The following is a 23,856-nucleotide window of genomic DNA, read 5'->3' on the forward strand; positions in this document are numbered from 1 at the left end:
TATGTTTAAAAAAGATAATTGGGACGAGATTTTACAGGCTTTAACTGCCAACCCTTTCAGAACTATTCTGACAGCTTTTGGTGTTTTTTGGGGAATATTTATTTTGGTAATTTTACTTGCTGCCGGTAATGGTCTGGAAAATGGTATTAAAAAAGGATTTGATGGAATTGCCACAAATACCATGTTTATGTGGAGCCAGACAACCTCTAAGGCCTATAAAGGTTTGCCAAAAACACGAAGATACGATTTTAGAAACAGCGATGTTACTGCTTTAAAAGCGGCTTTGCCAGATTTATTATATGTTTCGCCTCGTAATCAATTGGGAGATTTTAACGGAACAAACAATGTGGTGAGAGGAACAAAAACTTCATCATTTACAATATATGGAGATTATCCTGAGCTGATCAAACAACAGCCAATGGATATTATTAAAGGACGTTTTGTCAATCAGCAGGATATTCAGGAGAAAAGAAAAATTGCCGTTATTGGTAAAGGTGTTATCAGCGAACTTTACGGAAAAGAAGAAGAAGCTGTTGGGACTTATATTAAGATTAACGGGATTAATTTTATGGTTGTTGGAGTTTACAAATCTAAACAGCAAGGAGGAAACGCAGAGCAGGAGCAAAAGAATATTTTTATTCCTTTTACAACTTTTCAGCAGGCTTTTAATTACGGAGACAAAGTGGGATGGATGGCGCTTACAGCAAAAGACGAAACTTCTATAACCGATTTAAAACCTAAAATTTTAGAAATTATAAAATCTTTGCATTCTATAAATCCAACAGATGATAGAGCAGTTGGAAATTTCGATTTATACGAACAATTTAATAAGGTGCAAAGTTTGTTTAATATTTTAAAAGTAATTGCATATTTTGTAGGAACATTAGTTTTGATTTCTGGTGTAATCGGAATTTCAAATATTATGCTTATTGTAGTTAAAGAACGTACAAAAGAAATAGGAATAAGAAGGGCTTTGGGTGCAACACCTGGCGCCATTCGTTCACAAATATTATCAGAATCTATTTTTCTAACTATAATTTCTGGAATGCTAGGAATTGCCGTCGCAACCGGAATTATAGCACTGTTAAATTTAGCACTGGATTCGATGCCTCCAAGCGATAATACTATGTTTGCCAATCCAAGTGTTGACTTAGGAGTTGTATTTGTTGCCTTATTAATATTAGTTGGATCAGGTTTGCTTGCAGGATTTATTCCAGCGCAGACGGCGATCAATGTTAAACCTGTAGATGCTTTAAGAACAGAATAAATTATCAATCAAAATAAATCGATTAAACCAAGAACAAATGAAAAAAGGAGTAACTATAACCATTTTAATATTTATTGCGATCGTTTTTTTTGGCGCACTTTACTATTTGTATGCTAAAAATCAAGAGTCGCCAATTGTGTTTAAAACGGAGAAACCAGAAATTAAAACGATTGTAAAAAATACAATTGCAACTGGTAATATTCAACCTGATGAAGAGGTGTTAATCAAGCCAAATATCTCGGGTATTATTGAGCAGGTGTATATCAAAGCGGGTGAGAAAATCAAAGCTGGAGATATGATTGCAAAAATTAGAGTTGTGGCAAACGTTTCTAATGTAAGCAGTACACAAAATCAAGTGCAGACTGCTAAAATTGCTTTGGATAATCAAGAACGACTTTATAAAAGACAAAAAACATTATTTGAAAAAGATGTAATTTCTGCAAATGATTTTGATGCCGCTCAAGTTGCTTACAATCAGGCAAAACAAACTTATCTGGCAGCAAAACAAAGCCTAGATATTGTTAAAACAGGAACAACGTCTTCTTTAGGAAGTTATGCCAATACTTTAATTCGCTCTACAGTTAACGGAATGGTTTTAGACGTTCCTGTAAAAGTTGGAAATCAAGTTATTGAAAGTAATAATTTTAATGAAGGAACTACAATTGCCAGCGTTGCAGATGTTGGAAGAATGATTTTTATTGGAAAAATTGACGAATCTGAAGTAGGTAAGATCAAAGAAAAAATGCCTATTGAGATTACAATTGGTGCCATTGAAAATAAAAAATTTGATGCAGTTCTAAATTATATTGCGCCAAAAGGTGTTACAGAAAATGGAGCAATTCAGTTTGAAATAAAAGCTCAAATGGTTAATAGAGATGATACTTTTATTAGAGCAGGTTTGAGTGCAAATGCTTCCATTATTTTAGAGAAAGCAGATAAAATTCTGGCAATAAAAGAATCACTAGTTCAATTTGACAAAAAAACACAAAAACCTTATGTTGAGATCGAAACTGCACCACAGAAATTTCAAAGAAGAGATTTGGTTCTTGGGGTGAGCGATGGTATCTACGTTCAAGTTAAAAGCGGTGTAAAGAGTACAGATAAAATAAAAATCTGGAATCAAGGACTGATTAATGAGGCAGAAAAAAAATAATTTAATTTGAAGTTTTAAGGATCTTTTTGGTTTTAAAAAATGTTAAATTTGCGTAGTTTCATTTACTGCGCTTTCATTTAAAATATATGAAAATAAATAAAATTAATAGTCTGGTTTTTGCAATGTTATTCGGTTTTGGATTAGCTGGACACGCGCAATCAAAACAATGGACACTGGAAGAATGTGTGAGATACGCATTAGAAAATAATATTACGATAAAATTATCTGAATTAGACGTAAAAAATGCTGATATCGATAAAAAAGGTGCGTTAGGAAATTATCTTCCATCTGTTAATGGTAATGCATCTCACTCATGGAATATTGGTCTGAATCAGGATGTTACAACTGGTATCTTACGTAATCAAACTACTCAGTATTCTTCAGTTGGTCTAAATGCTGGAGTTGATATCTACAAAGGTCTCCAAAATCAAAATACTTATAGAAGAGCGAAGTTATCTATTATCGCATCAAAATATCAATTGTTGAAGATGCAGGAAGATATTTCTCTGAATGTAGCTAGTGCTTTCTTACAGATTTTATCAAATAAAGAAGATTTAAAAGTTAAAAAAGAACAATTATCAATTGACGAAAAGCGTTTTGCTCGTTCTGAGGAAATGGTAAATGCAGGAACAATTCCTCGCGGTGATTTGTTTGATTTAAAAGCAACTGTAGCCACAGATAAACAAAATATTGCTATTTCAGAAAATAATTTATTGATTTCAAAATTAAGCTTAGCTCAGCTTTTACAATTGAAAGAATTTGCCGATTTTGACGTAATAGATAATACAAATCTACAAGATGAGAATAATATTCTTGGTCAAACTCCAGTTGAAATTTATAACAAAGCAAAGGATATAAGAACAGAAGTTAAGCTGGCACAAACAAATCTTGAGATTGCTGAAAAAAATGTTGCTATAGCAAAGGGAGCTTATCAGCCAACACTTAGTGGTTTTTATGGTTTTAATACAAGAGCAAGTTACAGCGATCAAGTTAAATTTGACGCAAACGACCAGCCCTATACAGTAGGACCAGATCCGATATTCCAACAGTTTAGTGATAATAAGGGACATAATTTTGGATTACAATTAAATGTTCCAATTTTTAATGGATGGTCAGTTAAGAACAATGTAGAAAGAAACAAAGTAAGTTTAGAAAAATCTAAAATAGATTTAGAACAAAAAAGTTTAGATTTGCAACGTAACGTTTATACTGCTTTTACAGATGCAAAAGCAGCCCTAAATACTTACGAAGCGTCTACTGTAACTTTAGAAGCAAGACAGCAGGCGTACAATTATGCAAAAGAAAAATACGATGTAGGTTTGATGAATTCATTTGATTTTACTCAAGCTCAAACATTGTTGACAAATGCACAGTCTGATGTTATCAGAACAAAATATGATTACATGTTCAAAATTAAAATACTTGAATTTTATTTCGGAATTCCAATCGTTCCCATTATTACAAAATAATTTATTATGTCAAAAAAAACAATTTATTTCTTAGTAGGTGGTGCAGTAGTACTTATTGCAATTTTAATCGGTCTTTCGAAATCGGGAGTTATAGGAAATAAGGATGAAGGAAAAGAAGTAGAAATATCAAAAGTAACAGCTTCAACAATTGTTGAAACAGTTTCGGCAACAGGAAAAATTCAACCAGAAATTGAAGTGAAGATTTCTCCAGAAGTATCTGGGGAAATTATTTTGCTTAATGTAAAAGAAGGTCAGGTTGTTAAAAAAGGAGATTTGCTGGTTAAAATTAACCCAGATTTATATACCTCTAGTTACAACCGTTCGGTATCTAACTTGTCAGGTTCTAAAGCTGGTTTAACACAATCTGAGGCTAGTTTTAAAGAAGCGAAAGCTAATTATGAACGTAATAAAACCTTGTACGACAAAGGTGTAATCTCAAGATCTGATTGGGATAAAGCTATAGCTTCATTTGAAGTGGCGAAAGCGACAAAGCAAAATTCATATTACAGTGTTCAAAGTGCTTCGGCTTCTGTAAGTGAAGCGAGAGACAATTTAGGACGTACAACTATCTACTCTCCTGCAGACGGAACAATTTCTGTTCTAAATGTAGAATTAGGAGAAAGAGTTTTAGGAACGCAGCAAATGGCTGGAACCGAACTTTTACGTGTTGCTAACCTTAATAACATGGAGGTTGAAGTTGACGTAAACGAAAATGATATTGTAAAAATTAAAATTGGAGACGAAGCAAACGTTGAAGTTGATGCTTATTTGAAAAAGAAATTTAAAGGAATTGTAACTAGCATTTCTAATTCTGCAAGTACAACTCTAACTTCTGATCAGGTAACTAATTTTAAGGTTAAAGTTCGTATTTTAAAAGAATCGTATCAAGATTTATTAGAAGGGAAACCAAGTACTTATTCTCCTTTTAGACCAGGAATGACAGCTACTGTTGATATCATTACAACCACAAAAACAAACGTTTTGGCAGTGCCAATTAGTTCTGTTGTAGTAAAATCGGATACTGCGGCTGTAAAAGATTTTACGGTTGAAGATCCTAATGCTGATAAAAAAGCAGCTCCCAAAAGCGATAAAAAATTTGAATGTGTTTTTGTAAAAGTTGGCGATAAAGCTAAAATTAGAATCATCAAAACTGGAATTCAAGATGACACTAATATTGAAGTAATGTCTGGCTTAAAACCAGGTGATGTTGTAATTACGGGACCGTATACAACAGTCTCTAAAGATCTTAATTCTGGAGATAAGGTAAAACTTAAGAAAGCTGAAGGTTCTAAGAAATAACAATACAATTCAATACTAATTTTAAAATATAATACTTTGTCTTTTATTCTCAACATCGAAACGGCTACTAAAAATTGTTCTGTATCTGTTGCTAAAGATGGGAAAACCATTGTTTGCAGCGAGCTTGCAGATGAGGGATATTCGCATGCCGAAAAACTTCATGTTTTTATTGAAGAAGTAATTAAAAAAGCAGGTATTTCTGTTCAAGATTTAAATGCAATTGCAGTTAGTCAGGGACCAGGATCTTATACAGGTTTAAGAATTGGTGTTTCTGCCGCAAAGGGTTTATGTTATGCATTAAATATCCCGTTAATCGCTGTTGACACACTTAAAACTTTGGCATCTCAGGCAGAAGTTACAGATGGAAAAATTATTCCGATGTTAGATGCACGCCGTATGGAAGTTTACAGTGCCGTATTCAATACAGATTTGAGTATCGAAAGAGCTATTAAAGCCGAAATAATTGAAGAAAATTCATTTCAAGAATATACAGATAAACTTTACTTTGTAGGCGATTGTGCCGATAAATGTAAAGCTGTTTTGACCAAAGAAAATTTTGTGTTTTTAGAAAACATTAAATATCCTTCGGCACAAGCTATGAGTAAAATCAGTTTTGATAAATATCAAAAAAGCGACACTGTAGATGTCGCTTATTTTGAACCTTATTATTTAAAAGATTTTATGATTACTGCCCCGTCAAAAAAGCAATAATAATTATTTTTGAATCGTAAAGGGCTGAACAGATATTCCTGCTTCATCCAATGCAATTTTGCAATTCTCTAATGTATCTGAAACTACCGAGCCAAAGTCTGCCTTTGCGGCCCAAGGGCGAACTGCAAAATCAACAGAACTGGCAGATAGGTTTTTTACAAAAACTTCTGGCGCAGGATTTTTAAGAACCTTCGGATTTGATAGTAAAACCTCTAAAAGAATATCTTTCGCTTTTTTGATATCCGAGTCATAAGAAACTGAAAATGTCAAGTCCGCTTTTCTTTCAGCCTGCATTGAATAATTAATGATCGTTCCGTTTGATAATGCACCATTTGGTACAAAAACGGTCTGATTAGTTCCAGTAATCATTTTTGTTACAAAAATTTGAATTTCTTCAACAGTAGCAATAACACCTTGTGCCTCAATTGTATCGCCAACTTTAAAAGGTTTAAAAACAATAATAAGCATTCCTCCTGCAAAATTCGAAAGCGATCCTTGTAAAGACAAACCAACAGCAAGTCCCATTGCTCCTAAAATCGCAACAAAAGAAGAAGTTTCGATTCCAAGTTTTGAAATAAAAGTGACAAATAAAAGAATTCTAAGTGCCCATAATAAAATATCTGCTAGAAATTTTGTTAAAGTTGGGTCAAGATTTCTCTTCACCATTATTTTTCTAATCAATCTGTTTATTAGTCTGATGGCATATAAACCGACAAATAGAATTAGAAATGCAGAGATTAATTTAGGAGAATAATCAACTAAGATGTTAATAAATCTCGTGATGTAGGTACTAACTTGGTCTGAAGTAACTTCGTTCATGATTTTAATATAAAAAAAACCTTCTCAAAAGTAGAGAAGGTAGGTTTGTGCTGCAAATATAATTGAAATTCTTATATAAGAAAAAAGGCATTAAGCATTAACAGCTTCAACCTTTATAGCTTCATCGTTCAACATGCTTTTCAGCATATTTTCGATACCGCTTTTTAAGGTAAATGTTGATGATGGACAACCGCTGCAAGCACCTTGTAAAAGCACTTTTACCGTTTTATCATCTTCATTATAAGATTCAAAAGCAATATTTCCACCGTCAGCAGCCACTGCAGGTTTTACATATTCTTCTAGAATATTAATAATTTGTTGAGAAGTAACGTCTAATTTATCAAACGCTTCATCTTTTGTTACTTCATTTTTTGTTGTAGTTTGAATTAAACTTTCGTCTAAAACAGTTCCGCCATTTTCGATAAACTGTTTAATGAAAGTTCTAAGTTCTAAAGTAATTTCAGACCAGTCGTTAATCTCGTATTTTGTAACAGAAATATAATTCTCATCAATAAAGATTTCTTTTACATAAGGAAATTTAAACAATTCCTGAGCTAATGGAGAAGAAGCAGTTTGATCGATATTTTTATATTCTACAGCATTACGAGTCAGCATTCTGCTTACTACGAATTTTAGTGCAGAAGGATTTGGAGTAGTTTCTCCGTAAACCGTTATGGGTTGTTTTTTTGTTTTAGTTTCATCAACTTTAATGATAACTCCTCCATTCTCAACAAAAGAACTAATTTGTTCAGCAACAGCATCTTTAACGTCATCCCAATCTACAATACTATATCTTTCGATAGCAATAAAATTTCCAGAAATATATACTGTCTTTACGAATGGTAAATAGAATAACTGCTGAGCAAGTGGAGAAGCCTGAGCCTCGTCGATGTTTTTAAACTCAAAGTTTTGATTTTGAGTAATGAAATCTTCAAATTCAAACTTTAATATAGTAGGATTTTGAGTTTCTTTTATGGTGATTTTTGTCATGGTATTATATTTTTTGCAAATTTACTAAAGTTATTTTCTACTAATAGCTATATTTGATTTTTTAATAAAATAATTAAGACTCTTTTCAAAGAAATCGTATTAAATTGCAGGAGTGAAAATTATATAGATACAAAATTGCCTTTATGAAATTAAAAATCAAGGTTTTATTAGTTTTTCTTATTACTTCATTTTATTCTTTTTCTCAGGAAGGAATACCTGTTTATTCTGACTATTTGTCTGATAATTATTATTTAATTCACCCGTCAATGGCTGGTGCCGCTAATTGTGCAAAAATTAGATTAACTGCTAGAAAACAATGGTTTGGGCAAGAAGATGCGCCATCTTTACAAACATTAAGTTTTAACGGAAGAGTAGGCGAGCGCTCTGGGGCTGGTATTATTGTTTTTAATGATAAAAACGGATATCATTCACAGAAAGGTGTAAAATTAACTTATGCACATCATATTATGTTTTCAAGAGATGAAATTGATCTAAATCAGTTGTCTTTTGGAATTAGCGGAGGTTTGATACAGAATCAATTAGATGAAACGAAATTTGGAGGAACTTTTGATCCGATCGTTTTTGGTTCGATTCAAAAAGACTCTTATTTTAATCTTGATATTGGAGCTTCCTATAATTTTATGGACTTTTATGCACATGCAACCGTGCAGGGTTTACTAGAAACAAGACGAGAATTATATACTGACTATGAAAGTGATAACCTTAGAAAGTTTTTATTGAGTGTAGGATATGTTTTTGGTAAAAATGATAATATTACCTGGGAACCGTCTATTCTTTTTCAATTTTTTGACCAAACCAAAGAGAAAACACTAGACATAAACCTTAAAGCTTACAAAAATATGGATTTTGGAAGTCTTTGGGCGGCTCTTTCTTATAGAAGAGGTTTTGATGGAGCTCAATATCTTTCAGGAAGCGGAGTTTCTTCTCAAAAATTACAATTTATAACACCAATTGTAGGTGTAAATTTTAAGAATTTTATGTTTGCGTACACTTATTCTCAAGTGATGGGAGATGTAAAATTTGATACTGGTGGTTATCATCAAATTACTTTAGGAATTAATTTATTTTGTAAAAAAGCACGTTACGATTGTAACTGTCCTGCAATTAACTAAATTTTATTTTTTATGCTGATTAAATCTGTAAACGGAAAATCACCTTTGATTCCAGAGGATTGTTATGTTGCTGAAAATGCGACTATTGTAGGCGATGTTACTTTTGGCGATTCTTGCAGTGTCTGGTTTAATGCTGTTGTTCGAGGAGATGTTCATTTTATTAAAATTGGCAATAAAGTAAACATTCAAGATGGCGCAATTATTCACTGCACCTATCAAAAACATCCAACAGTAATTGGAAATAATGTTTCGATAGGGCATAATGCTATCGTACACGGCTGTACTATTCATGATAATGTTTTGATCGGAATGGGCGCTATTGTAATGGATAATTGTGTTATAGAAAGTAACTCAATCATTGCTGCTGGAGCCGTGGTTACACAAAATACGGTTGTAACTTCTGGAAGTATTTATGCAGGCGTTCCCGCCAAAAAAGTAAAAGACATAGATCAGTCTAATTTTGCAGGGGAAATCGAACGCATTTCAAATAATTATGTCATGTATTCAAGCTGGTTTAAAAACGAAGATTAGGCTTAAAAAAAAATCAATATAAAATTCCAAATTCCAAAAGAATCAAACCTTGGAATTTGGAATTTTCTTTTTTGGGATTTAAAAAACTTAGAGGTTGATTTTTTCGAAGAAAGTATTTTTATAGCTTTCGCTGATAGGAATACGTTTATCGCTTATTAAAACCTTATTTTTTTGAATAGATTTCACATGTTTTATATTGATAATATACGATCGGTGAATTCGTGCAAAACCCTTATTAGAAAGTAAATTTTCTAATTTAATCAGGCTGATTAAAGTCAAAATGAATTTATTATCTGTAGTGTAAATTTTGACATAATCTTTCAAACCTTCAATAAAAAGAATATCAGCAAAATTTAGTTTTACATTTTCGTACTCCGCGCGTACAAACATAAAATCTTGTTCGATTTCTGGAGCAGTTGTATTTTCCGAAATTGCTTGAATTGTTGTTGCCGGCTGTAAAACCTGCTGTGCTCTTACTACCGCTTTTAAAAATCGATGAAAAGGGATTGGTTTTACCAAATAATCGACCGCACCAAGATTAAATCCTTCTACAGCATAATCTGAGTATGCAGTTGTAAAAATAACCAAAGGCTTTTTTTCGATTGTATTTAAAAAGTCAATTCCAGAAAAATGCGGCATCTGAATATCCAAAAATACCAAATCAACATTATTTTGATTAATAAATGAAACGGCATCAATCGCATTGTTGAACGAATTTACTAATTCAAGTGAGTCCACTTTTTTAACAAAATCCTGCAGTAGTTCTACAGCTAAAGGTTCGTCATCAATAATTACACATTTCATTTGTTCTGGATTAAATTTTTACAATTTGTTTTGGCATTCAAAAGTAATTTGAAACCAGTAGATTAAGTTTTAAAGTTTTCATAAAATACTGGTTAAGAGATCACAATTAAGCGTTAACAGTTATCGTTTTAGTAAGAGTGTAACCGTCTGTTAAATTGCCGGTTATAGTTGCCAACTCATTAGATAAACTATCAGCAAAAACATTATCTTTTGTATTTGCGGTATCGGCCTGTCCGTGTGCAGCATAATTACTGCTAGAATATACCTGACTTGAAACGTTTTCTGGAAAAGCAATTTGAGTTACTAATAAAGAACTGCCAGTGCTCGATAAAACTTCAACATGTACATGCGGCGCCCTTCCTTGATACCAGCCAGGATAAATCGAAATAAAAGAAACATTTCCGTTGGTATCAGAAGTTTGTCTTCCTCTTAAAAAATGTACAGAAGTATAATCTGTCTGCTGCATAGATGTTCCTCCATATTCAGAATAATTTCCGTCTTTATCACAATGCCAGACATCTACTAAAACTCCCGACAGAGGTTGGCAATTGTTCTTTTGGTTTTCAATCTTTAAATTAATTAGCAGAGCAACTCCAACACGATCAGATTTAATATTTTCTAAAACAAGCTGGCTTGGCGTTTTGATGGGAAAAGGGCCTTTTGTCTCTGAAGGTGAAACAGTACAGCTTCCATCTCCAGAATTACCCGAGTTGGTTTCATCATTGTCACTTTTGGAGCATGATTCTAATAATTTTGAAGCTGTTGCTAATGAAGCAATGCCTAAAATACCATTTCGAATGAATTTTTTTCTGTCCATAATCAGTTTGTTTAATCTATTGCGGTTTTAATTTCATCTAATTTTAGATTCAAATGAACTCGGTAATATTCATTATCCTGAGTAATGGTTAGTTCGTGCGCATTAGGGTACAATAAATCGAGACGGTTTTGAATGTTCACCAATCCAATTCCTGAATTTTCAGGATCTTTTACATAATTTTCGATAGTATTTTCGATCCAAAAATCAAGATTATTATCAGTAATCAAAATTTTAATTTTTACGTGAGCTGCACCTTTATAATCGGTTCCGTATTTAAAAGCATTTTCGACAAAAGAAATCAATAACAATGGCTCAATAAATTTATTCCTAGTATTGCCATGAACATTAATTACAATGTCTTCAATGTTGTTTAATCTGAGTTTTTGCAGTTCAATGTAATTCTGAATATAGTTAACCTCTTTTTCTAAAGCCACCGTTTTATTGTCTGTCTCATACAGCATATAGCGCATAAGTTCAGACAAGGTCACGATGGCATCAGGGACCAAATCAGATTTTTTGTGTGCCAAAGAATAAATACTATTTAACGAATTGAATAAAAAGTGCGGATTAGTTTGTTTGCGCAGATATATTAATTCTGTATTTGTTCTATGTGTTTCTGCAATAAGTTTATTTTGCTGATTATTATAGAATTCGGTTAATGTTCTAATAATCGCGCTGATCGTTATAATTAAAATATAGAAAAATGATGGGCCAATTTTAAAAAAAAGCGGCTGTCTCATTTCAATTCTATGTGTCATTCTGCCTTTCGGGAAAAAATGCGGACCTTCAGGAATCATTCTGGCAGGCATTACATTTTCGGGCCTTAAATGTCTAAATTCAGGAATAAAATAATTTATCCTAATAATCATAAAAGCGGCGATAAGGCCAAAAGCAACTATAAAATAAAACCAATATTTTTTTTGTAAAAGATAAATTGGAACCAAGTAAAAATAGTTCAGATAAAACAATACAATCCCGGTTATCCATTGCACATAAAAGTCATTATTGATCTTAAACGGACTTTCATAAAACTGTATTAAGGAAGTTAAAATAAAGAAAATCCATATTACACAATGAAACAAGATTTTGTTATAGCCTGTATTTTTAATGGTATCTAGCTGCATTTTACAATTTTATTTTTAATAAAATTAAATCTTTTTTGGTTACCGTTGGGGATAAGTTTTCTTTGAGTTTTTGTTTTACAAGATCAGCAACTTTCAAAGCATCATCTTCTGTTTTAAAACTTTTATTCTCACTAATTACAGGAATAATTGACTGCTTAATCAAAATCTTTTCTTTGTATGAAATGGTATAGCCCCATCCCGAATTTGTTTTAAAAGCATTAGCTGTTAGAACTTCTTTTTTAATACAGGCAGTAAAAAATAAAAGAAATGCAATAAATAGTAAATTCTTCTGGATGGTATTCCAGAAGAATTTTTTGGTATTAATTATCGTCATCATTTTGTTCTTCCAATGGTCTAAACTCCCAAGCATCATCAAAATAAGTAGAACCAATTCTTCCTAACATATAAAACCCGCGATTGTTAATGGCAAAACCAACAGCATCAGTTCTTGTAGCGCCTTCCATTGGAGTTCTTTCTACCCATAAGTCGGTTGTTGGGTTGTATTCCCAAATTGTTTTTACGTTTTCACCACCTACAACATATCCTAATCCATTCATAGAGAAACTTGATGCATTAGAACGTACAATTGCATAATCGTCGTTGTAGCTGTCATCATCATCTGTATCTTTATCGATATCTCGTTTTCTAGTCCAAACATCTGTTGAAGGATCAAACTCCCAAAAATCTTCTTGGTAAACTCCGTTATTGACACCAGTTGCTAAGTACGCTTTATCTGCAATTACAAAAACTGTGGCATTACGTCTTTTGTTTCCGCTAAAGCCATTTACAAGTGTCCAAGTATTGGCTTGATCATCATATTGATAAAAATCTTTTAAATAATTTCCATCATAACCAGTACCAAAATAAGCTTTACCGCCGGCCTGAAAACCTACTGCTGCATAACGAGCCGTTCCTGCAAAATCTGTTTTTTGTGTCCAGCTGTTGCTAGAAGGATCATATTGATAAAAATCTTTCAGTTTATTTGTTCCATCATAACCAAGACCAACATATCCTTTTTCGTTTAATGCAAAACTAGATGCAGAGCTTCTGCCTACGCCTGCAAAGTCAGCCTTCTGCTCCCAATAATCTCCAGTTGAGTTATAAGCCCATAAATCTTTTAAATAAACATCGCCAGTATAACCTCCGGCTACGTAAGCAAAATCTCCAATAACAAAACTTGTTGCACTAGATCTTGCAGGGCCGTCGAAGGCTGATTTTTTAATCCAGTTTCCCATTAAATCGTCATCATCATTGTCATTGCTGCAACTTATAAAAAAGAGGCCTGAGAAAAGCGCTGTGAATAAAATTCCTTTTTTTAGATTAATCATAGTGTATTTAATTATTTATTGTTTGTATTTGATCCCGACTCCTAAAACGTAACCATTTCCAGTATTATAGTCATAAACTTTATGATCGTTATTGTTTAATAAGTTGTATTTTTTATTAAAATCATAACCCGCTTTAAAATTTAAAAACCAATTTTTGGTGACATTCCTTTCGTACTCAAAAGCCGATGTCATTTGTGATAAAACTGCTTTTTCGGCATTACTATCTTTATCAGCAGAAACATCCAAATGATAGAAGTTTCCATTAAAACTGTTCGTCAGACTAAACTTGTTTCGTTCATTATTTGAATAGGAAAACTTTGAATCTGGAAACCCAATTCGAAAGTTGGTTTTCTCATTCATTTTATAATCAAAAGCAATAATTGGAGTAAATTTTGGTGCACCAAATATTGATGTCCGACCAGCTCCCATTATTACATTTAGTCTTGAACTGATTTTTTGGTTAATTTCCAGATTTCCTAAAACAGTAAGATCTGAGAAATCTAAATTTCCCTGAAAATTTGCTGTCGGAATTATAGAAATCTGCCATTTTGTTTTTTCTGACATCTCATAAGAATATTCAAATTTGTTTTGAATTTGATTAAGTTTATCCTGATCAGCATTGAAATTATAAGGATTGAATTCGTAATTCACTTTCAAATTCGAGTATTCTAATGTGTTGGTAATAGTGTTTTGAGTTCCAATTTTTTTTTGATAAAAAACTGCAATATCTGTTTCATTAAAATTTATCTTTTTTGTGGGCTCCGTTTTGATATTCATAGAAACACCAAAATGTTCTTGGGCTTTCATTCCTAAAAAAGAAATCAAAAAAAGAGAACACATTAAAAACCGTACTTTCATTATTTATTTTATTGGCTCAAAATTAGGTGGATGACGGTCTTAAAAAAAAGAAGATATATGTACGCCGTGTTTTGATAGACAAAATCGTTCTTTTTAAGGTCGAATTAAATTTTGAGAGTGCAATTGGTATTGTAGATCGTTTTGAGTGATTTGTAGCTTAAAAATGCACAGTAGTATATGTTATAGTGTATCACCAAACCCTGCATTTTATATTTGTTCAAAAAATATATTATGCACAAGTTTATATTGATACTGCTTTTTGTACTAACCATATTTTCATGTGGTACAGATACTGACACGGGGGAGTTTACGGTTGGATCAGATTATTTGGCTTTAAGTAATAAAGTAATTATGATTGATACGGTTACAGTCGACATGTCAACTATAAATTTCGACTCTCTTGCAACTTCAAACCGCTCTAGAATTCTGATAGGAAACTATGACGATCCAATTTTTGGAAAAGTGAAATCAGATAGTTATTTTCAGCTTTCAACAAGTGTTTATGCTTTATCCAGTGTAGGATCAGATACAGAATCTGTAAATTATGTTTTCGATTCAATTTCGATGATTCTTAAATATGATCGTTATTATTATGGAGATACCACCAGAGTACAGACTTTTAATATTCATCGATTAACTCAAAAAGTTAAACCTAATACAGAAGACAACAATTTCTATAATAATTCGACTTTAACTTACAGTCCCGAAAGTTTAGGGACAATATCTTTTAAGCCAAGACCAAAAGAAAAAGATTCTATAAATATTCAAATGAGTAAAGAGTTTGGAGAAGCTCTTTTTCAAAAAATAAAGAAAAGGGAGGTTACAGATTTTGATAGTTTTACAGAATATTTGAAAGGACTTGTTTTAGTCCCAGAAAATTCTACCTCTTCAAATGTAATCGGATTTAGTGTTTCGTCCAGTAAAGTCCGATTGTACTATTCTAAATACCAAACAGATAGTGAGACGCCTTTTATAATTGATTTTACAATTCTGGATGCTACGAAACAATTTAACTCTATTTCGCTCAATAAAACGGGAACTATACTGCAAAATCTCCCCATTTCCAGTAGTAAGTTATCTAGCACGCTCACTAGTAATCAAGGATTTATTCAATCTGGAACAGGTGTAGCCTGCCGAGTCGATTTTCCAAATATAAAGCAGTTTAAAAATATTGCTGTAAATGGAGCAATTGTAGATGCAGAATTAATTTTGAAACCAGTAAACAATTCTTATTCTGAAAAATATCCTCTGGCAGATTCGTTGACTGTTTATGTTGGCGATAATTTAAATAGAATAAGCGGCACATTGGTCAACTCAGCCGGAACTTCTGTTTATGGAAAATTGAATAAGAAGAGTGACGAGTTTAACGAAAATGTTGGGTATTCAATTTCAGTTGGAAATTTTCTCCAGAAAGAAATGCTCAAGCAATCAGATTCGAGATCCTCTCTCATATTGACTTTACCTGGAATTGCCCAGTCTGTTAATAGAATAGTTCTAGGCGATCAAAAGCATTTAAACAATAAAATTCAGCTGAAAATTTATTATATCTCATACTAAATGAAAAATAAAATTGTTTTATGGAGCTGCTTCATTTTGATGTCGCTGAGTTCGTTTTCACAAAGCATTTCAAGTTCGCCATACTCATTATATGGTGTTGGAAGTTTATATGATTCAGATTTTGGTTATCTGCCTTCAATTGGTTCTTCTGGAATTGCTTTGCCTTCAGATACTTTTATCAATAATCTAAATCCGGCTTCACTTGGATTTATGTATCAAAATCATTTTTTATTTGATATTGGAGGAAAAGCTATTGCAACAACATATCAAAGCGGTTCACGCTCAGAGAAACGAAATAACTTTCAGTTTTCTCATTTGGCTTTTGCTTTTCCAGTTACAAAAAATTCTGGATTTAGTGTATCAATGCGTCCGTATTCCAGCTCGGTATTTAAAATTTCAAATTTGAAACTGCCAATAGCCGACAGCCAAGAATATTACTATGTAACAGCACAGGGATCGGGCGGTTTAAATAATTTGGATTTTTCATACGGATATAAATTTGGAAAAAAATTGACATTAGGAGCAACTGCAACAGTACTTTTTGGTAATACAGTTGATGAGCGGTCTTTTTTAATTTCAAATTCAATTACAACAATAAATAAAAAGACAAATTATAGCGGCGTTCGGGCTACACTTGGGGCACAATATAAAATAGATTCGACTTTTACAATTGGTTCAACATTTAAAGTTCCGACAAGAGTAAAAGCTTCTAAAATACAGTCTGTAACAAGTATTGCAGATGAAGTTCAATCTTCTATAGAAACTGACCAAGCTTCAGATACAGATGATTATTATATGCCTTTAGAAATAGGCTTTGGAGTGAGTAAACGATTTAAGAATAATTTGAATCTGACGTTAGATTACGAAAAAAGTTTATGGGGCGATACAAAGCAATCTGACTTATATGGCGACTTTGTAAACCAAGATCGTTTTGCACTTGGTTTTACCTATAGTTCTAAAAAGAATGCCCGAAAATATTGGGATAGAGTAGGATATGCTGCCGGAATAAATTATGACACGGGTTATCTTGAAGTTGATTCACAACGTGTAAAGAATGCATCATTTTCTGTAGGACTTAATCTTCCAATAGATAATACTTTTTCATCTTTGAATGTGTCATATTCGTATGGGCAAAAAGGAAGAATAGCAGATGATCTCATAAAAGAAAATTACCATAAAATATCACTTAATTTATCGCTGGACGGAATTTGGTTCGTCAAGCGAAAAATTGAATAATAGATTAAAAGTCTTTTCTTATTACCGGATATTTATATTCTAAAATTGACTCAAGAACTTTAGGATCAGAATTGACATAAAATACAGGATCATTTTGTGTCATGTCTGAAAAGCCTACTTTATCTCGAAGTAAATTTTTAGTTTGTCTGGCAACAGCTTCTCCCGAGTCAATAATTTTAATATGGTCTGGGAGAATTTTTTTGATCTGAGGAATCAAATAAGGATAATGACTGCACCCTAAAACCAGATAATCAATATTAGCTTCGATCATAGGTTTTAAGTATGATTCCAGCAATTGTGTCATTTCTGGCGAGTATAAATTTCCATCTTCAATAAGTTGAACAAGGCCATAACCAACTTGTTCAATTATTTTGGTATTTTGAAACATTTCGGCAGTTTTATTAAACAGCTCACTGTTTAAAGTTCCTTTAGTGGCTAGAATTCCAATTACCTGGGTCTGCGAATTGTTTGCTGCAGGCTTAATTGCAGGTTCAATTCCAACAAATGGAACATCGTAGTCTGCGCGGAGTTCAAATATGGCATTTGTCGTAGCGGTATTGCAGGCAACAACAATTAGTTTACAATTATTCTCTAGTAAAAACTCTACATTTTTTTTACTTAAATCAACAATTTCATCTTTGCTTTTTTGACCGTAAGGTGCGTTTTTGCTGTCAGCCAGATATATCGTTTTTTCGTTTGGAAGCAGATCATGAATGGCGCTCCAAATGGAAGTTCCGCCAATGCCAGAATCAAAAACGCCTATAGGATTGTTGTTTATCATAAAGCAAATTTAATATTTTTTGATAAAATTTATTACTCTAAGTTAATTCAAATCTAGAAATAATGACAAAGATTAGTTTTAATTTTTTGTAAAAAAAAACTGCTCAAATTATACATTGAGCAGTTTGATTATACGAGTTCGAATTTCTTAGAATCCTAAATCTTTTTTAACGTCAGCAGTGATGTTTGGACCATCAGCTAATAATAAAGTAGAACCGTCTAAAACGTATTGGAAACCTTTAGCTTTTCCAACTTTTTGGATAGAAGCTCTAACTTTTTCCATTAAAGGTTTTACGATATCAGTTTCTTTTTGTTGTAGTTCTTTTTGTGCATTGTCTCTGTAATCAACAATTCTTTTTTGCATATCTTGAACTTCTTTAGAACGCTCACCGTTAACAGCATCAGTTACTGTAGCAGCTTCTGCCTCATACTTTTTGATTTTTACTTGATATTCATCAACCATCTTTTTGTATTCAGCATCATATGTTCCACTTAATTTTTGCAGTTGATTTTGAGCGTCTAGCATAGCAGGCATTTTCGACATGATCTCGCTTACATCAACATGAGCTACCTTCGCTTGTGCGTTCATTGTGTTACTTGCTCCTAAAATAAGAATTGCAGCAATTAGTAAAGTTTTGATTTGTTTCATCATTTTTAAAAATATTAATTAATTATTGGTCGTATTTGTTTTTTGTGTTTCGGCTTCTTTTGCTTTTTTAGCCGCTTCTCTTTCCTCTAAAATTTTCTTTCTTTTCTCTTCTAATTCTTTTTTACGCTGTTCGTAAAGCATCTGTCTTTCTTCTGCTTTAGTCATCGTTGGTTCAGCGGTTGGTGTTTGCTCGGTACCATTTGTACCAGGTGCACCACTCGTAGCGGCAGGTTTAGCTGTTGTGTTTGTTTTTGCTGCCTCTGTTGCTGTTGTTGTTTTAGCTGTTCCAGAAACCGTGCCATTTTTTTTAGCTTCTCTCTCAGCAGCTATGGCATTTCTTCTGTCTTCGTATTCTTTTTTCTTAGCTTCTTGTTCTAATTTTCTATCTTGAATTAATTTTTCTCTTGCTGCTTTTTTCTCGTCAAGAGCTTTTTGACGATCGGCCATTGCTGGATTTTCATCTATTGCATTTTCAAGATTCTCTTTAGCTTCCTGCTCTTTCAATTGTTTTTTCGTCAGCTGCTCGCGTTTTTCAGTACGATTTAAAACCCTTAAAACTTGATCACTGATGTCAAATCTTTTATTACTGAAAAGCATTGTAAGATCTGATGATTTGTCAAAAATAAAATCATAATTTTTAGCTTCCGCAATATCTTGAACAGCAGTAAAAACTTGATCCTGAATTGGCTTTGCCAAAGCAGCTTTCTGACGCATTAAATTACCATCAGCTCCAAACTGTTTCTGCTGATAATCCATCATCTCTTGTTCCTGAAACTTTATTTCAGTTTCTCTTTCTTCTATTAATTCTTTAGTAAGTAAAGCTTTTTCTGCTTTTAAACTTTCCTTTAGGGTATTAATATTTAATTTTTTAGCCTCAACTTCCTGTTTCCACTTTTGAGCTTTTAACTCTAATTGTGATTTGGCTTCTTTGTAATCGGAAACATTTTCTAAAATATATTCCATGTCGATGTAGCCTATCCTAGTCGTCTTACCTTGTGCCTGACTTGTATTTGCTACAATCAAGGCTAAAAATATAAATAAAAATTGTTTTCTCATAACATAACTTTATTTGATGATTTTTAACCAAACGTTATTTCTCTAAAATTGTTGTCCAATGATAAAGTGAGTTTCCCATCCATTAGCTTTTGTTTGTCCAGGAAGAGCATCAAATCCGTAACCAAAGTCAATACCTAATAATCCAAATGCAGGCATGAATACACGTAAACCAGCACCAGCAGAACGATTTAAATCAAATGGGTTGTAATCTTTGAACGTTGGATATGATGAACCTGCCTCTAAAAATGTTAAAGCATAAATAGAAGCTGATGCTTTTAATGTAATAGGGTAACGTAACTCCATAGAGAACTTGTTATAAATAGTTGCTCCAATTGCATCTCCGCTAGCATTTACTGGAGTTAAAGAGTTGTTTGGATAACCTCTCAACTGAATAGTCTCTCTACCATCCATTGAGTAGTTGGCCATACCATCTCCTCCTAAGTAAAAACGCTCAAAAGGAATTACACCTCTTTCTTGATTATAAGCTCCTAAGAAACCAAATTCTGTTAAGGTTCTTAATACTAACTTTCCATATACTTTAGTATACCAGTCTCCTTTAAATTTAACTTTATAGTATTCTAACCAATTGTATTTTCTCTGATCGACTTTTGCAACATCAGTATCAGCACTTCCAAAGTCTGAACCAACACTTACATAACCAGTTTGTCCGTTTACAGTTTCTGTTTTAACATAATCACCATTGTTAAGTGGTTTTCCGTCTACACCACTTCCAGATGTTCCAGTATACTGTGTTTTATATTCTTTTTCATTTTTTAAATTTCCATAATCAATTCCATTAAATAATGAATATGGAGGTGTTACTTTCGCCGAAATGCTAAACTCTGAACCATAAGTAGGGAATATTGGGTTCACACCTTTATTACTTCTTGAAAGTCCAATCGTATATGCTAAGTTTCTTGATGCACCGTTACCAAAAGTAAATAATCCTGTATTATAATTGTTCAAATCATAATGCTGATAACTTACAGACTGTGATAATACAAAGTAGTCATCTGGCACAGTTAATCGTTTAGCTAAACCAACTTGGAGTGTAAAAATATTAAAACTTTTGCCACGATCAACAGTTCGGGTAATATAATTGTTAAGAAATTGCTTACTATAAGAGATAGAAGAACTAAATTGTACTGGTTTCTTTCCTCCAAACCAAGGTTCTGAGAACGATAAACTGTACGTTTGGAAATAAGTACTTCCTTGTAAACGAAGCGCTACTTTTTGTCCATCTCCCATTGGCAAAGGCTTATAAGCTTCTTTGTCAAATAATTTTCTAGCAGAGAAGTTATTAAACGAAAGTCCCAATGTTCCGATGAAACCTCCACCGCCGTAACCTCCTTGAAGTTCAACCTGGCTAGATCCTTTTTCTACAACATGATATTCAATGTCAACAGTTCCAGCTCCGGCATCTACGTTTTTAAATTTAGGATCAATTGCCTCAGGATCAAAGAAACCTAATTGTCCGATCTCACGAATAGTTCTTACAAGTTGTTCTTTGCTATATTTTTCACCTGGTTTTGTTCTTAACTCACGGTAAATTACGTGGTCATTTGTTTTGTCGTTTCCAACAACCGTAATTTTATTGAAATAAGCAATTGGACCTTCTGTAACTCTAATTTCAAAATCGATTGTATCGTTAACTGTTTTTACCTCAACAGCATTGATATTTGAAAATAAGTAACCATTGTTTTGATATAAATTGGTAATATCTTCTGCATCTGGTTTTGTCTTATCGGCAATTCTTTTTTCTAATAAAACTCCGTTGTAAGTTTCTCCTTTTTTAATTCCTAAATAGCGGTTTAAAAGCTGATCTGAATAAACAGTATTACCCAAGAATTTAATATTTCCGAAGTAGTATTTATTTCCTTCTTCTACATTAATCTTAATAGCAAGTGTATTTTTTTGTTTGTTGTATTTAACAGAATCGTAAATGATACGTGCATCACGGTATCCTTTCTCCTTATAAGAAGCAATTACTTTTTCTAAGTCAGTTTTGTATTTTTCTGGAATAAATTTAGAAGCTTTAAAAACGCGAATAAAGTTTTTCTGTTTCGTATCTTTCATTGCAGCACGCAATTGACTGCTTGTAAGCTGTTTGTTTCCAATGAAATCAATACTGCTGATTTTTACTTTATCTCCTTTATCTATCCTGACAAGCATATTAACCTGATGTCCGTTAATAGTGTCTGGAGTATTTGTTATAGTAACTTTTGTATTATAATAACCTTCTTTTTTGTATTTGTTTTCAATATAGTTTTTAGTTGTAGTAATTAAGTTTTCGTTGACAATTTTGTTTTTTGTCAAGTTATTGTCCTTAATTAAACCTTCTACTTTACTTTTCTTAACTCCAACGAATTTAACTTCGTTTAATTTAGGAAGTTCAATAATATTTAAATCTAGATAAATACTATCATTTTCTACTTTATTGACGTAGAAAGCAATTTCATCAAAAAGGCCTAGTTTACCTAATTTTTTAATTGCACTACTAATTTCTTCTCCAGGTACAGTAATTTCCTGTCCTTTTTGAAGGCCTGAAAATGTTACTACAGTCTGTTCATTGAAGCTTATTTTACCAACAACGGAAACTTTGGCCAGAATATATTTTTTTCCTTGATCAAAAGGAACTCTTTCTTGTGCTTTAATTTGTGAAAAACTACCCAAAAGTAATAGGGTAAGGACTATTTGTATTTTTTTTTGCAACACTAAAAAATTATTTAATTTGTTCACTGGTCTTTCCAAATCTACGTTCTCTTTTTTGATAACTAATAATAGCCTCATATAAATCTTGGTCTTTAAAGTCTGGCCACAAGACATTAGTAAAATACAATTCTGCGTAAGCGATCTGCCACAGCAAAAAATTACTTATTCTATGTTCTCCACTTGTTCGTATTAATAAATCTACGTCTGGTAAATTTTGCGTGTAAAGATGCTCATTTATAATTGAATCGTCAATAGTGTCTATTGAAATTATATTATTTTTAACTTTATCACTAATTGCCTTTACAGCATTTACAAGCTCCTCTCTAGATCCGTAGCTTAAGGCAAGAGTAAGTGTTAATCGAGAATTGTTTTTTGTCTTTTCTATAACATCCAAAAGTTCTTTTTGGGCTGTTTTTGGCAATTTGTCAAGATTTCCAATTGCATTGAGTCTAATATTGTTTTCTTGAAGCGTAACGAGCTCTTTTTTTAATGAATTGATCAATATTTTCATCAAAGCTTTAACCTCAAGTTTTGGTCGGTTCCAGTTTTCAGTTGAGAAGGCGTATAGAGTTAAATATTCAATTCCCAGCTTAGCTGAGGTCTTGATTATTTCTTTTACTGATTTTGTACCATTTTCATGTCCAAACGCGCGCATGAAACCTTGTTGTTTTGCCCAGCGTCCGTTACCGTCCATAATAATGGCAAGGTGTTTAGGTAAGTTTGTGTGATCTATTGATTCTATTAAATTCATTTTATTATTCTGCGCAATAGCAAGGTTTTTGTCCAAAGGTATACGTTAAGGTGATACCTGAAAAAACATACCAGTCATTATTATTTAAATTTCCAAACTTTAAAATATTTGGATTGTTTGTTTTAGGATTGCTTCCGTCAATGTTATCTGTAAAAGTATAACGTGCTCCAGCTTCAACTCCTAAAACAAGATGCGGCGTTATGTTCGATTTTACACCTAATATAATAGGTATAGCAAAAGAGTTTGAATTATCAGAATAAATTGTGTTTGGGCTTGTATTATATCGATATAAGTTGTCGAAGATAAAGAAATTTAGACCTGTAAATACATAAGGAGTAATCTTTGTATGATAATCATGAAGATTAAAATCGAAAAAATTAAACTCAAGTCCTGCAGAAAGTTCTTTAATATTGTTTTCAAAACGATATCCTCTTTGATTTCTACCTGTTTCTTCAGATTTGAAGTCATTTCCAATTACACTTGATTGTGTATATGAAAATCTCCAGGAATGCCTTGGGCTTCTGTTCCATTTATAAAGAACACCAAAAGCTGGTTTTTCTGGGGCGATATAAGTTGTTTTTCCAACGTCACCTACAAAGTTACTTCCGCCAAAAAAAACACCTATCTCATTGATTTGAGCATTAAGTGTAATAAAGGGGAAAAAACATAACAATAAATTAAAAATTTTCTTCATTTAATTCAAAATTGCGTGCAAATATAATAATTATCAATACGAATCAAAGTTCCTTTGGTTAAATGTGCTCCTTTTTCAATTTACATTATGATTTTGAGTCATTTAATGATGATTCACT

Annotated in this window: 23 protein-coding genes; 9 read left to right on the forward strand and 14 right to left on the reverse strand. The window is 32.5% G+C overall.

Going from position 1 to position 23,856, the window contains the following annotated elements; translation table 11 throughout:
• Position 1 precedes the first annotated feature (1 nt).
• From QE431_RS02670 to tsaB, 5 genes are all read left to right on the forward strand, one after another.
• Complete coding sequence (locus QE431_RS02670; RefSeq protein ID WP_307292274.1) at positions 2 to 1,267, forward strand: ABC transporter permease; 1,266 nt, start codon at positions 2 to 4, stop codon at positions 1,265 to 1,267.
• A gap of 37 nt (positions 1,268 to 1,304) precedes the next feature.
• Entirely contained in the window at positions 1,305 to 2,420 is a 1,116-nt protein-coding gene (locus QE431_RS02675) for an efflux RND transporter periplasmic adaptor subunit (RefSeq protein ID WP_057117423.1), read from the forward strand.
• Positions 2,421 to 2,506: 86 nt separating this feature from the next.
• Entirely contained in the window at positions 2,507 to 3,889 is a 1,383-nt protein-coding gene (locus QE431_RS02680) for a TolC family protein (RefSeq protein ID WP_134139371.1), read from the forward strand.
• 6 nt (positions 3,890 to 3,895) lie between these two features.
• Positions 3,896 to 5,188, forward strand: a complete 1,293-nt coding sequence (locus tag QE431_RS02685; RefSeq protein ID WP_307292278.1) for an efflux RND transporter periplasmic adaptor subunit — start codon at positions 3,896 to 3,898, stop codon at positions 5,186 to 5,188.
• A gap of 36 nt (positions 5,189 to 5,224) precedes the next feature.
• Entirely contained in the window at positions 5,225 to 5,899 is a 675-nt protein-coding gene (tsaB, locus tag QE431_RS02690) for a tRNA (adenosine(37)-N6)-threonylcarbamoyltransferase complex dimerization subunit type 1 TsaB (protein ID WP_057117418.1), read from the forward strand.
• Between the two features lie 3 nt (positions 5,900 to 5,902).
• Here the strand turns inward: tsaB and QE431_RS02695 are convergent, their stop codons facing one another.
• Both QE431_RS02695 and QE431_RS02700 read right to left on the reverse strand, forming a co-directional pair.
• On the reverse strand, positions 5,903 to 6,718 hold the full coding sequence (locus tag QE431_RS02695; RefSeq protein ID WP_134139374.1) for a mechanosensitive ion channel family protein: 816 nt from the start codon (positions 6,716 to 6,718) through the stop codon (positions 5,903 to 5,905).
• A 90-nt stretch (positions 6,719 to 6,808) separates the two neighbouring features.
• Positions 6,809 to 7,708 (reverse strand): NifU family protein, encoded by a 900-nt coding sequence (locus QE431_RS02700; protein WP_057117414.1) that lies wholly within the window; start codon positions 7,706 to 7,708, stop codon positions 6,809 to 6,811.
• Between the two features lie 143 nt (positions 7,709 to 7,851).
• Between QE431_RS02700 and QE431_RS02705 the strand changes: the two genes are divergently transcribed.
• A complete protein-coding gene (locus QE431_RS02705; RefSeq protein WP_057117411.1) occupies positions 7,852 to 8,841 on the forward strand; it encodes a type IX secretion system membrane protein PorP/SprF in 990 nt (329 codons plus the stop codon).
• A 12-nt stretch (positions 8,842 to 8,853) separates the two neighbouring features.
• Positions 8,854 to 9,372 carry a gamma carbonic anhydrase family protein gene (locus QE431_RS02710; RefSeq protein ID WP_057117409.1) on the forward strand — a complete coding sequence of 173 codons (519 nt, stop codon included), beginning with the start codon at positions 8,854 to 8,856 and terminating at the stop codon, positions 9,370 to 9,372.
• An 87-nt stretch (positions 9,373 to 9,459) separates the two neighbouring features.
• On the opposite strand, the gene QE431_RS02715 is transcribed toward QE431_RS02710, so the two are convergent.
• The 6 genes from QE431_RS02715 to QE431_RS02740 form a co-directional block, all read right to left on the reverse strand.
• Positions 9,460 to 10,176: a LytTR family DNA-binding domain-containing protein gene (locus QE431_RS02715; RefSeq protein ID WP_307292290.1), complete on the reverse strand. Its 717-nt coding sequence runs from the start codon at positions 10,174 to 10,176 to the stop codon at positions 9,460 to 9,462.
• A 106-nt stretch (positions 10,177 to 10,282) separates the two neighbouring features.
• On the reverse strand, positions 10,283 to 10,993 hold the full coding sequence (locus QE431_RS02720) for an intradiol ring-cleavage dioxygenase (RefSeq protein WP_307292293.1): 711 nt from the start codon (positions 10,991 to 10,993) through the stop codon (positions 10,283 to 10,285).
• A gap of 11 nt (positions 10,994 to 11,004) precedes the next feature.
• Positions 11,005 to 12,117 (reverse strand): sensor histidine kinase, encoded by a 1,113-nt coding sequence (locus QE431_RS02725; protein ID WP_281867393.1) that lies wholly within the window; start codon positions 12,115 to 12,117, stop codon positions 11,005 to 11,007.
• A gap of 1 nt (position 12,118) precedes the next feature.
• Positions 12,119 to 12,454: a DUF4907 domain-containing protein gene (locus tag QE431_RS02730; RefSeq protein WP_307292298.1), complete on the reverse strand. Its 336-nt coding sequence runs from the start codon at positions 12,452 to 12,454 to the stop codon at positions 12,119 to 12,121.
• Entirely contained in the window at positions 12,438 to 13,445 is a 1,008-nt protein-coding gene (locus QE431_RS02735) for a kelch repeat-containing protein (RefSeq protein ID WP_057117401.1), read from the reverse strand. Before QE431_RS02735 ends, QE431_RS02730 begins: the two co-directional genes overlap by 17 nt.
• Before the next feature lie 15 nt (positions 13,446 to 13,460).
• Positions 13,461 to 14,285, reverse strand: coding sequence for a DUF6268 family outer membrane beta-barrel protein (locus QE431_RS02740; protein WP_307292303.1), 825 nt, complete (start codon positions 14,283 to 14,285; stop codon positions 13,461 to 13,463).
• A gap of 249 nt (positions 14,286 to 14,534) precedes the next feature.
• Between QE431_RS02740 and QE431_RS02745 the strand changes: the two genes are divergently transcribed.
• Both QE431_RS02745 and QE431_RS02750 read left to right on the forward strand, forming a co-directional pair.
• Complete coding sequence (locus QE431_RS02745; RefSeq protein WP_057117396.1) at positions 14,535 to 15,860, forward strand: DUF4270 family protein; 1,326 nt, start codon at positions 14,535 to 14,537, stop codon at positions 15,858 to 15,860.
• Positions 15,861 to 17,096, forward strand: a complete 1,236-nt coding sequence (locus QE431_RS02750) for an aromatic hydrocarbon degradation protein (protein WP_307292307.1) — start codon at positions 15,861 to 15,863, stop codon at positions 17,094 to 17,096.
• 4 nt (positions 17,097 to 17,100) lie between these two features.
• Here the strand turns inward: QE431_RS02750 and murI are convergent, their stop codons facing one another.
• The 6 genes from murI to QE431_RS02780 all read right to left on the reverse strand — a co-directional run bounded on the left by murI (position 17,101) and on the right by QE431_RS02780 (position 23,738).
• A complete protein-coding gene (murI, locus tag QE431_RS02755) occupies positions 17,101 to 17,877 on the reverse strand; it encodes a glutamate racemase (protein ID WP_057117392.1) in 777 nt (258 codons plus the stop codon).
• 147 nt (positions 17,878 to 18,024) lie between these two features.
• On the reverse strand, positions 18,025 to 18,528 hold the full coding sequence (locus QE431_RS02760; RefSeq protein ID WP_170830271.1) for an OmpH family outer membrane protein: 504 nt from the start codon (positions 18,526 to 18,528) through the stop codon (positions 18,025 to 18,027).
• A gap of 15 nt (positions 18,529 to 18,543) precedes the next feature.
• Positions 18,544 to 19,581: an OmpH family outer membrane protein gene (locus tag QE431_RS02765; RefSeq protein WP_057117390.1), complete on the reverse strand. Its 1,038-nt coding sequence runs from the start codon at positions 19,579 to 19,581 to the stop codon at positions 18,544 to 18,546.
• Between the two features lie 42 nt (positions 19,582 to 19,623).
• Positions 19,624 to 22,371 carry an outer membrane protein assembly factor gene (locus QE431_RS02770; RefSeq protein ID WP_057117388.1) on the reverse strand — a complete coding sequence of 916 codons (2,748 nt, stop codon included), beginning with the start codon at positions 22,369 to 22,371 and terminating at the stop codon, positions 19,624 to 19,626.
• On the reverse strand, positions 22,304 to 23,044 hold the full coding sequence (locus QE431_RS02775; RefSeq protein ID WP_307292320.1) for an isoprenyl transferase: 741 nt from the start codon (positions 23,042 to 23,044) through the stop codon (positions 22,304 to 22,306). Before QE431_RS02775 ends, QE431_RS02770 begins: the two co-directional genes overlap by 68 nt.
• A gap of 4 nt (positions 23,045 to 23,048) precedes the next feature.
• The gene (locus tag QE431_RS02780) at positions 23,049 to 23,738 is read right to left on the reverse strand and encodes a DUF6089 family protein (protein WP_281867401.1); all 690 of its coding nucleotides are present in this window, start codon (positions 23,736 to 23,738) and stop codon (positions 23,049 to 23,051) included.
• Positions 23,739 to 23,856: the final 118 nt, after the last annotated feature.

The sequence above is a fragment of the Flavobacterium sp. SORGH_AS_0622 genome, assembly GCF_030818825.1.
Lineage (GTDB): Bacteria > Bacteroidota > Bacteroidia > Flavobacteriales > Flavobacteriaceae > Flavobacterium.

Excerpts from the sequence above, each read along its gene's own strand:
- QE431_RS02670 (WP_307292274.1), top strand. The coding sequence starts at position 2 with ATGTTTAAAAAAGATAATTGGGACGAGATTTTACAGGCTTTAACTGCC.
- QE431_RS02675 (WP_057117423.1), top strand. The coding sequence starts at position 1,305 with ATGAAAAAAGGAGTAACTATAACCATTTTAATATTTATTGCGATCGTT.
- QE431_RS02680 (WP_134139371.1), top strand. The coding sequence starts at position 2,507 with ATGAAAATAAATAAAATTAATAGTCTGGTTTTTGCAATGTTATTCGGT.
- QE431_RS02685 (WP_307292278.1), top strand. The coding sequence starts at position 3,896 with ATGTCAAAAAAAACAATTTATTTCTTAGTAGGTGGTGCAGTAGTACTT.
- QE431_RS02695 (WP_134139374.1), bottom strand. The coding sequence starts at position 6,718 with ATGAACGAAGTTACTTCAGACCAAGTTAGTACCTACATCACGAGATTT.
- QE431_RS02700 (WP_057117414.1), bottom strand. The coding sequence starts at position 7,708 with ATGACAAAAATCACCATAAAAGAAACTCAAAATCCTACTATATTAAAG.
- QE431_RS02705 (WP_057117411.1), top strand. The coding sequence starts at position 7,852 with ATGAAATTAAAAATCAAGGTTTTATTAGTTTTTCTTATTACTTCATTT.
- QE431_RS02710 (WP_057117409.1), top strand. The coding sequence starts at position 8,854 with ATGCTGATTAAATCTGTAAACGGAAAATCACCTTTGATTCCAGAGGAT.
- QE431_RS02715 (WP_307292290.1), bottom strand. The coding sequence starts at position 10,176 with ATGAAATGTGTAATTATTGATGACGAACCTTTAGCTGTAGAACTACTG.
- QE431_RS02720 (WP_307292293.1), bottom strand. The coding sequence starts at position 10,993 with ATGGACAGAAAAAAATTCATTCGAAATGGTATTTTAGGCATTGCTTCA.
- QE431_RS02725 (WP_281867393.1), bottom strand. The coding sequence starts at position 12,117 with ATGCAGCTAGATACCATTAAAAATACAGGCTATAACAAAATCTTGTTT.
- QE431_RS02730 (WP_307292298.1), bottom strand. The coding sequence starts at position 12,454 with ATGATGACGATAATTAATACCAAAAAATTCTTCTGGAATACCATCCAG.
- QE431_RS02735 (WP_057117401.1), bottom strand. The coding sequence starts at position 13,445 with ATGATTAATCTAAAAAAAGGAATTTTATTCACAGCGCTTTTCTCAGGC.
- QE431_RS02740 (WP_307292303.1), bottom strand. The coding sequence starts at position 14,285 with ATGTGTTCTCTTTTTTTGATTTCTTTTTTAGGAATGAAAGCCCAAGAA.
- QE431_RS02745 (WP_057117396.1), top strand. The coding sequence starts at position 14,535 with ATGCACAAGTTTATATTGATACTGCTTTTTGTACTAACCATATTTTCA.
- QE431_RS02750 (WP_307292307.1), top strand. The coding sequence starts at position 15,861 with ATGAAAAATAAAATTGTTTTATGGAGCTGCTTCATTTTGATGTCGCTG.
- murI (WP_057117392.1), bottom strand. The coding sequence starts at position 17,877 with ATGATAAACAACAATCCTATAGGCGTTTTTGATTCTGGCATTGGCGGA.
- QE431_RS02760 (WP_170830271.1), bottom strand. The coding sequence starts at position 18,528 with ATGATGAAACAAATCAAAACTTTACTAATTGCTGCAATTCTTATTTTA.
- QE431_RS02765 (WP_057117390.1), bottom strand. The coding sequence starts at position 19,581 with ATGAGAAAACAATTTTTATTTATATTTTTAGCCTTGATTGTAGCAAAT.
- QE431_RS02770 (WP_057117388.1), bottom strand. The coding sequence starts at position 22,371 with ATGAGGCTATTATTAGTTATCAAAAAAGAGAACGTAGATTTGGAAAGA.
- QE431_RS02775 (WP_307292320.1), bottom strand. The coding sequence starts at position 23,044 with ATGAATTTAATAGAATCAATAGATCACACAAACTTACCTAAACACCTT.
- QE431_RS02780 (WP_281867401.1), bottom strand. The coding sequence starts at position 23,738 with ATGAAGAAAATTTTTAATTTATTGTTATGTTTTTTCCCCTTTATTACA.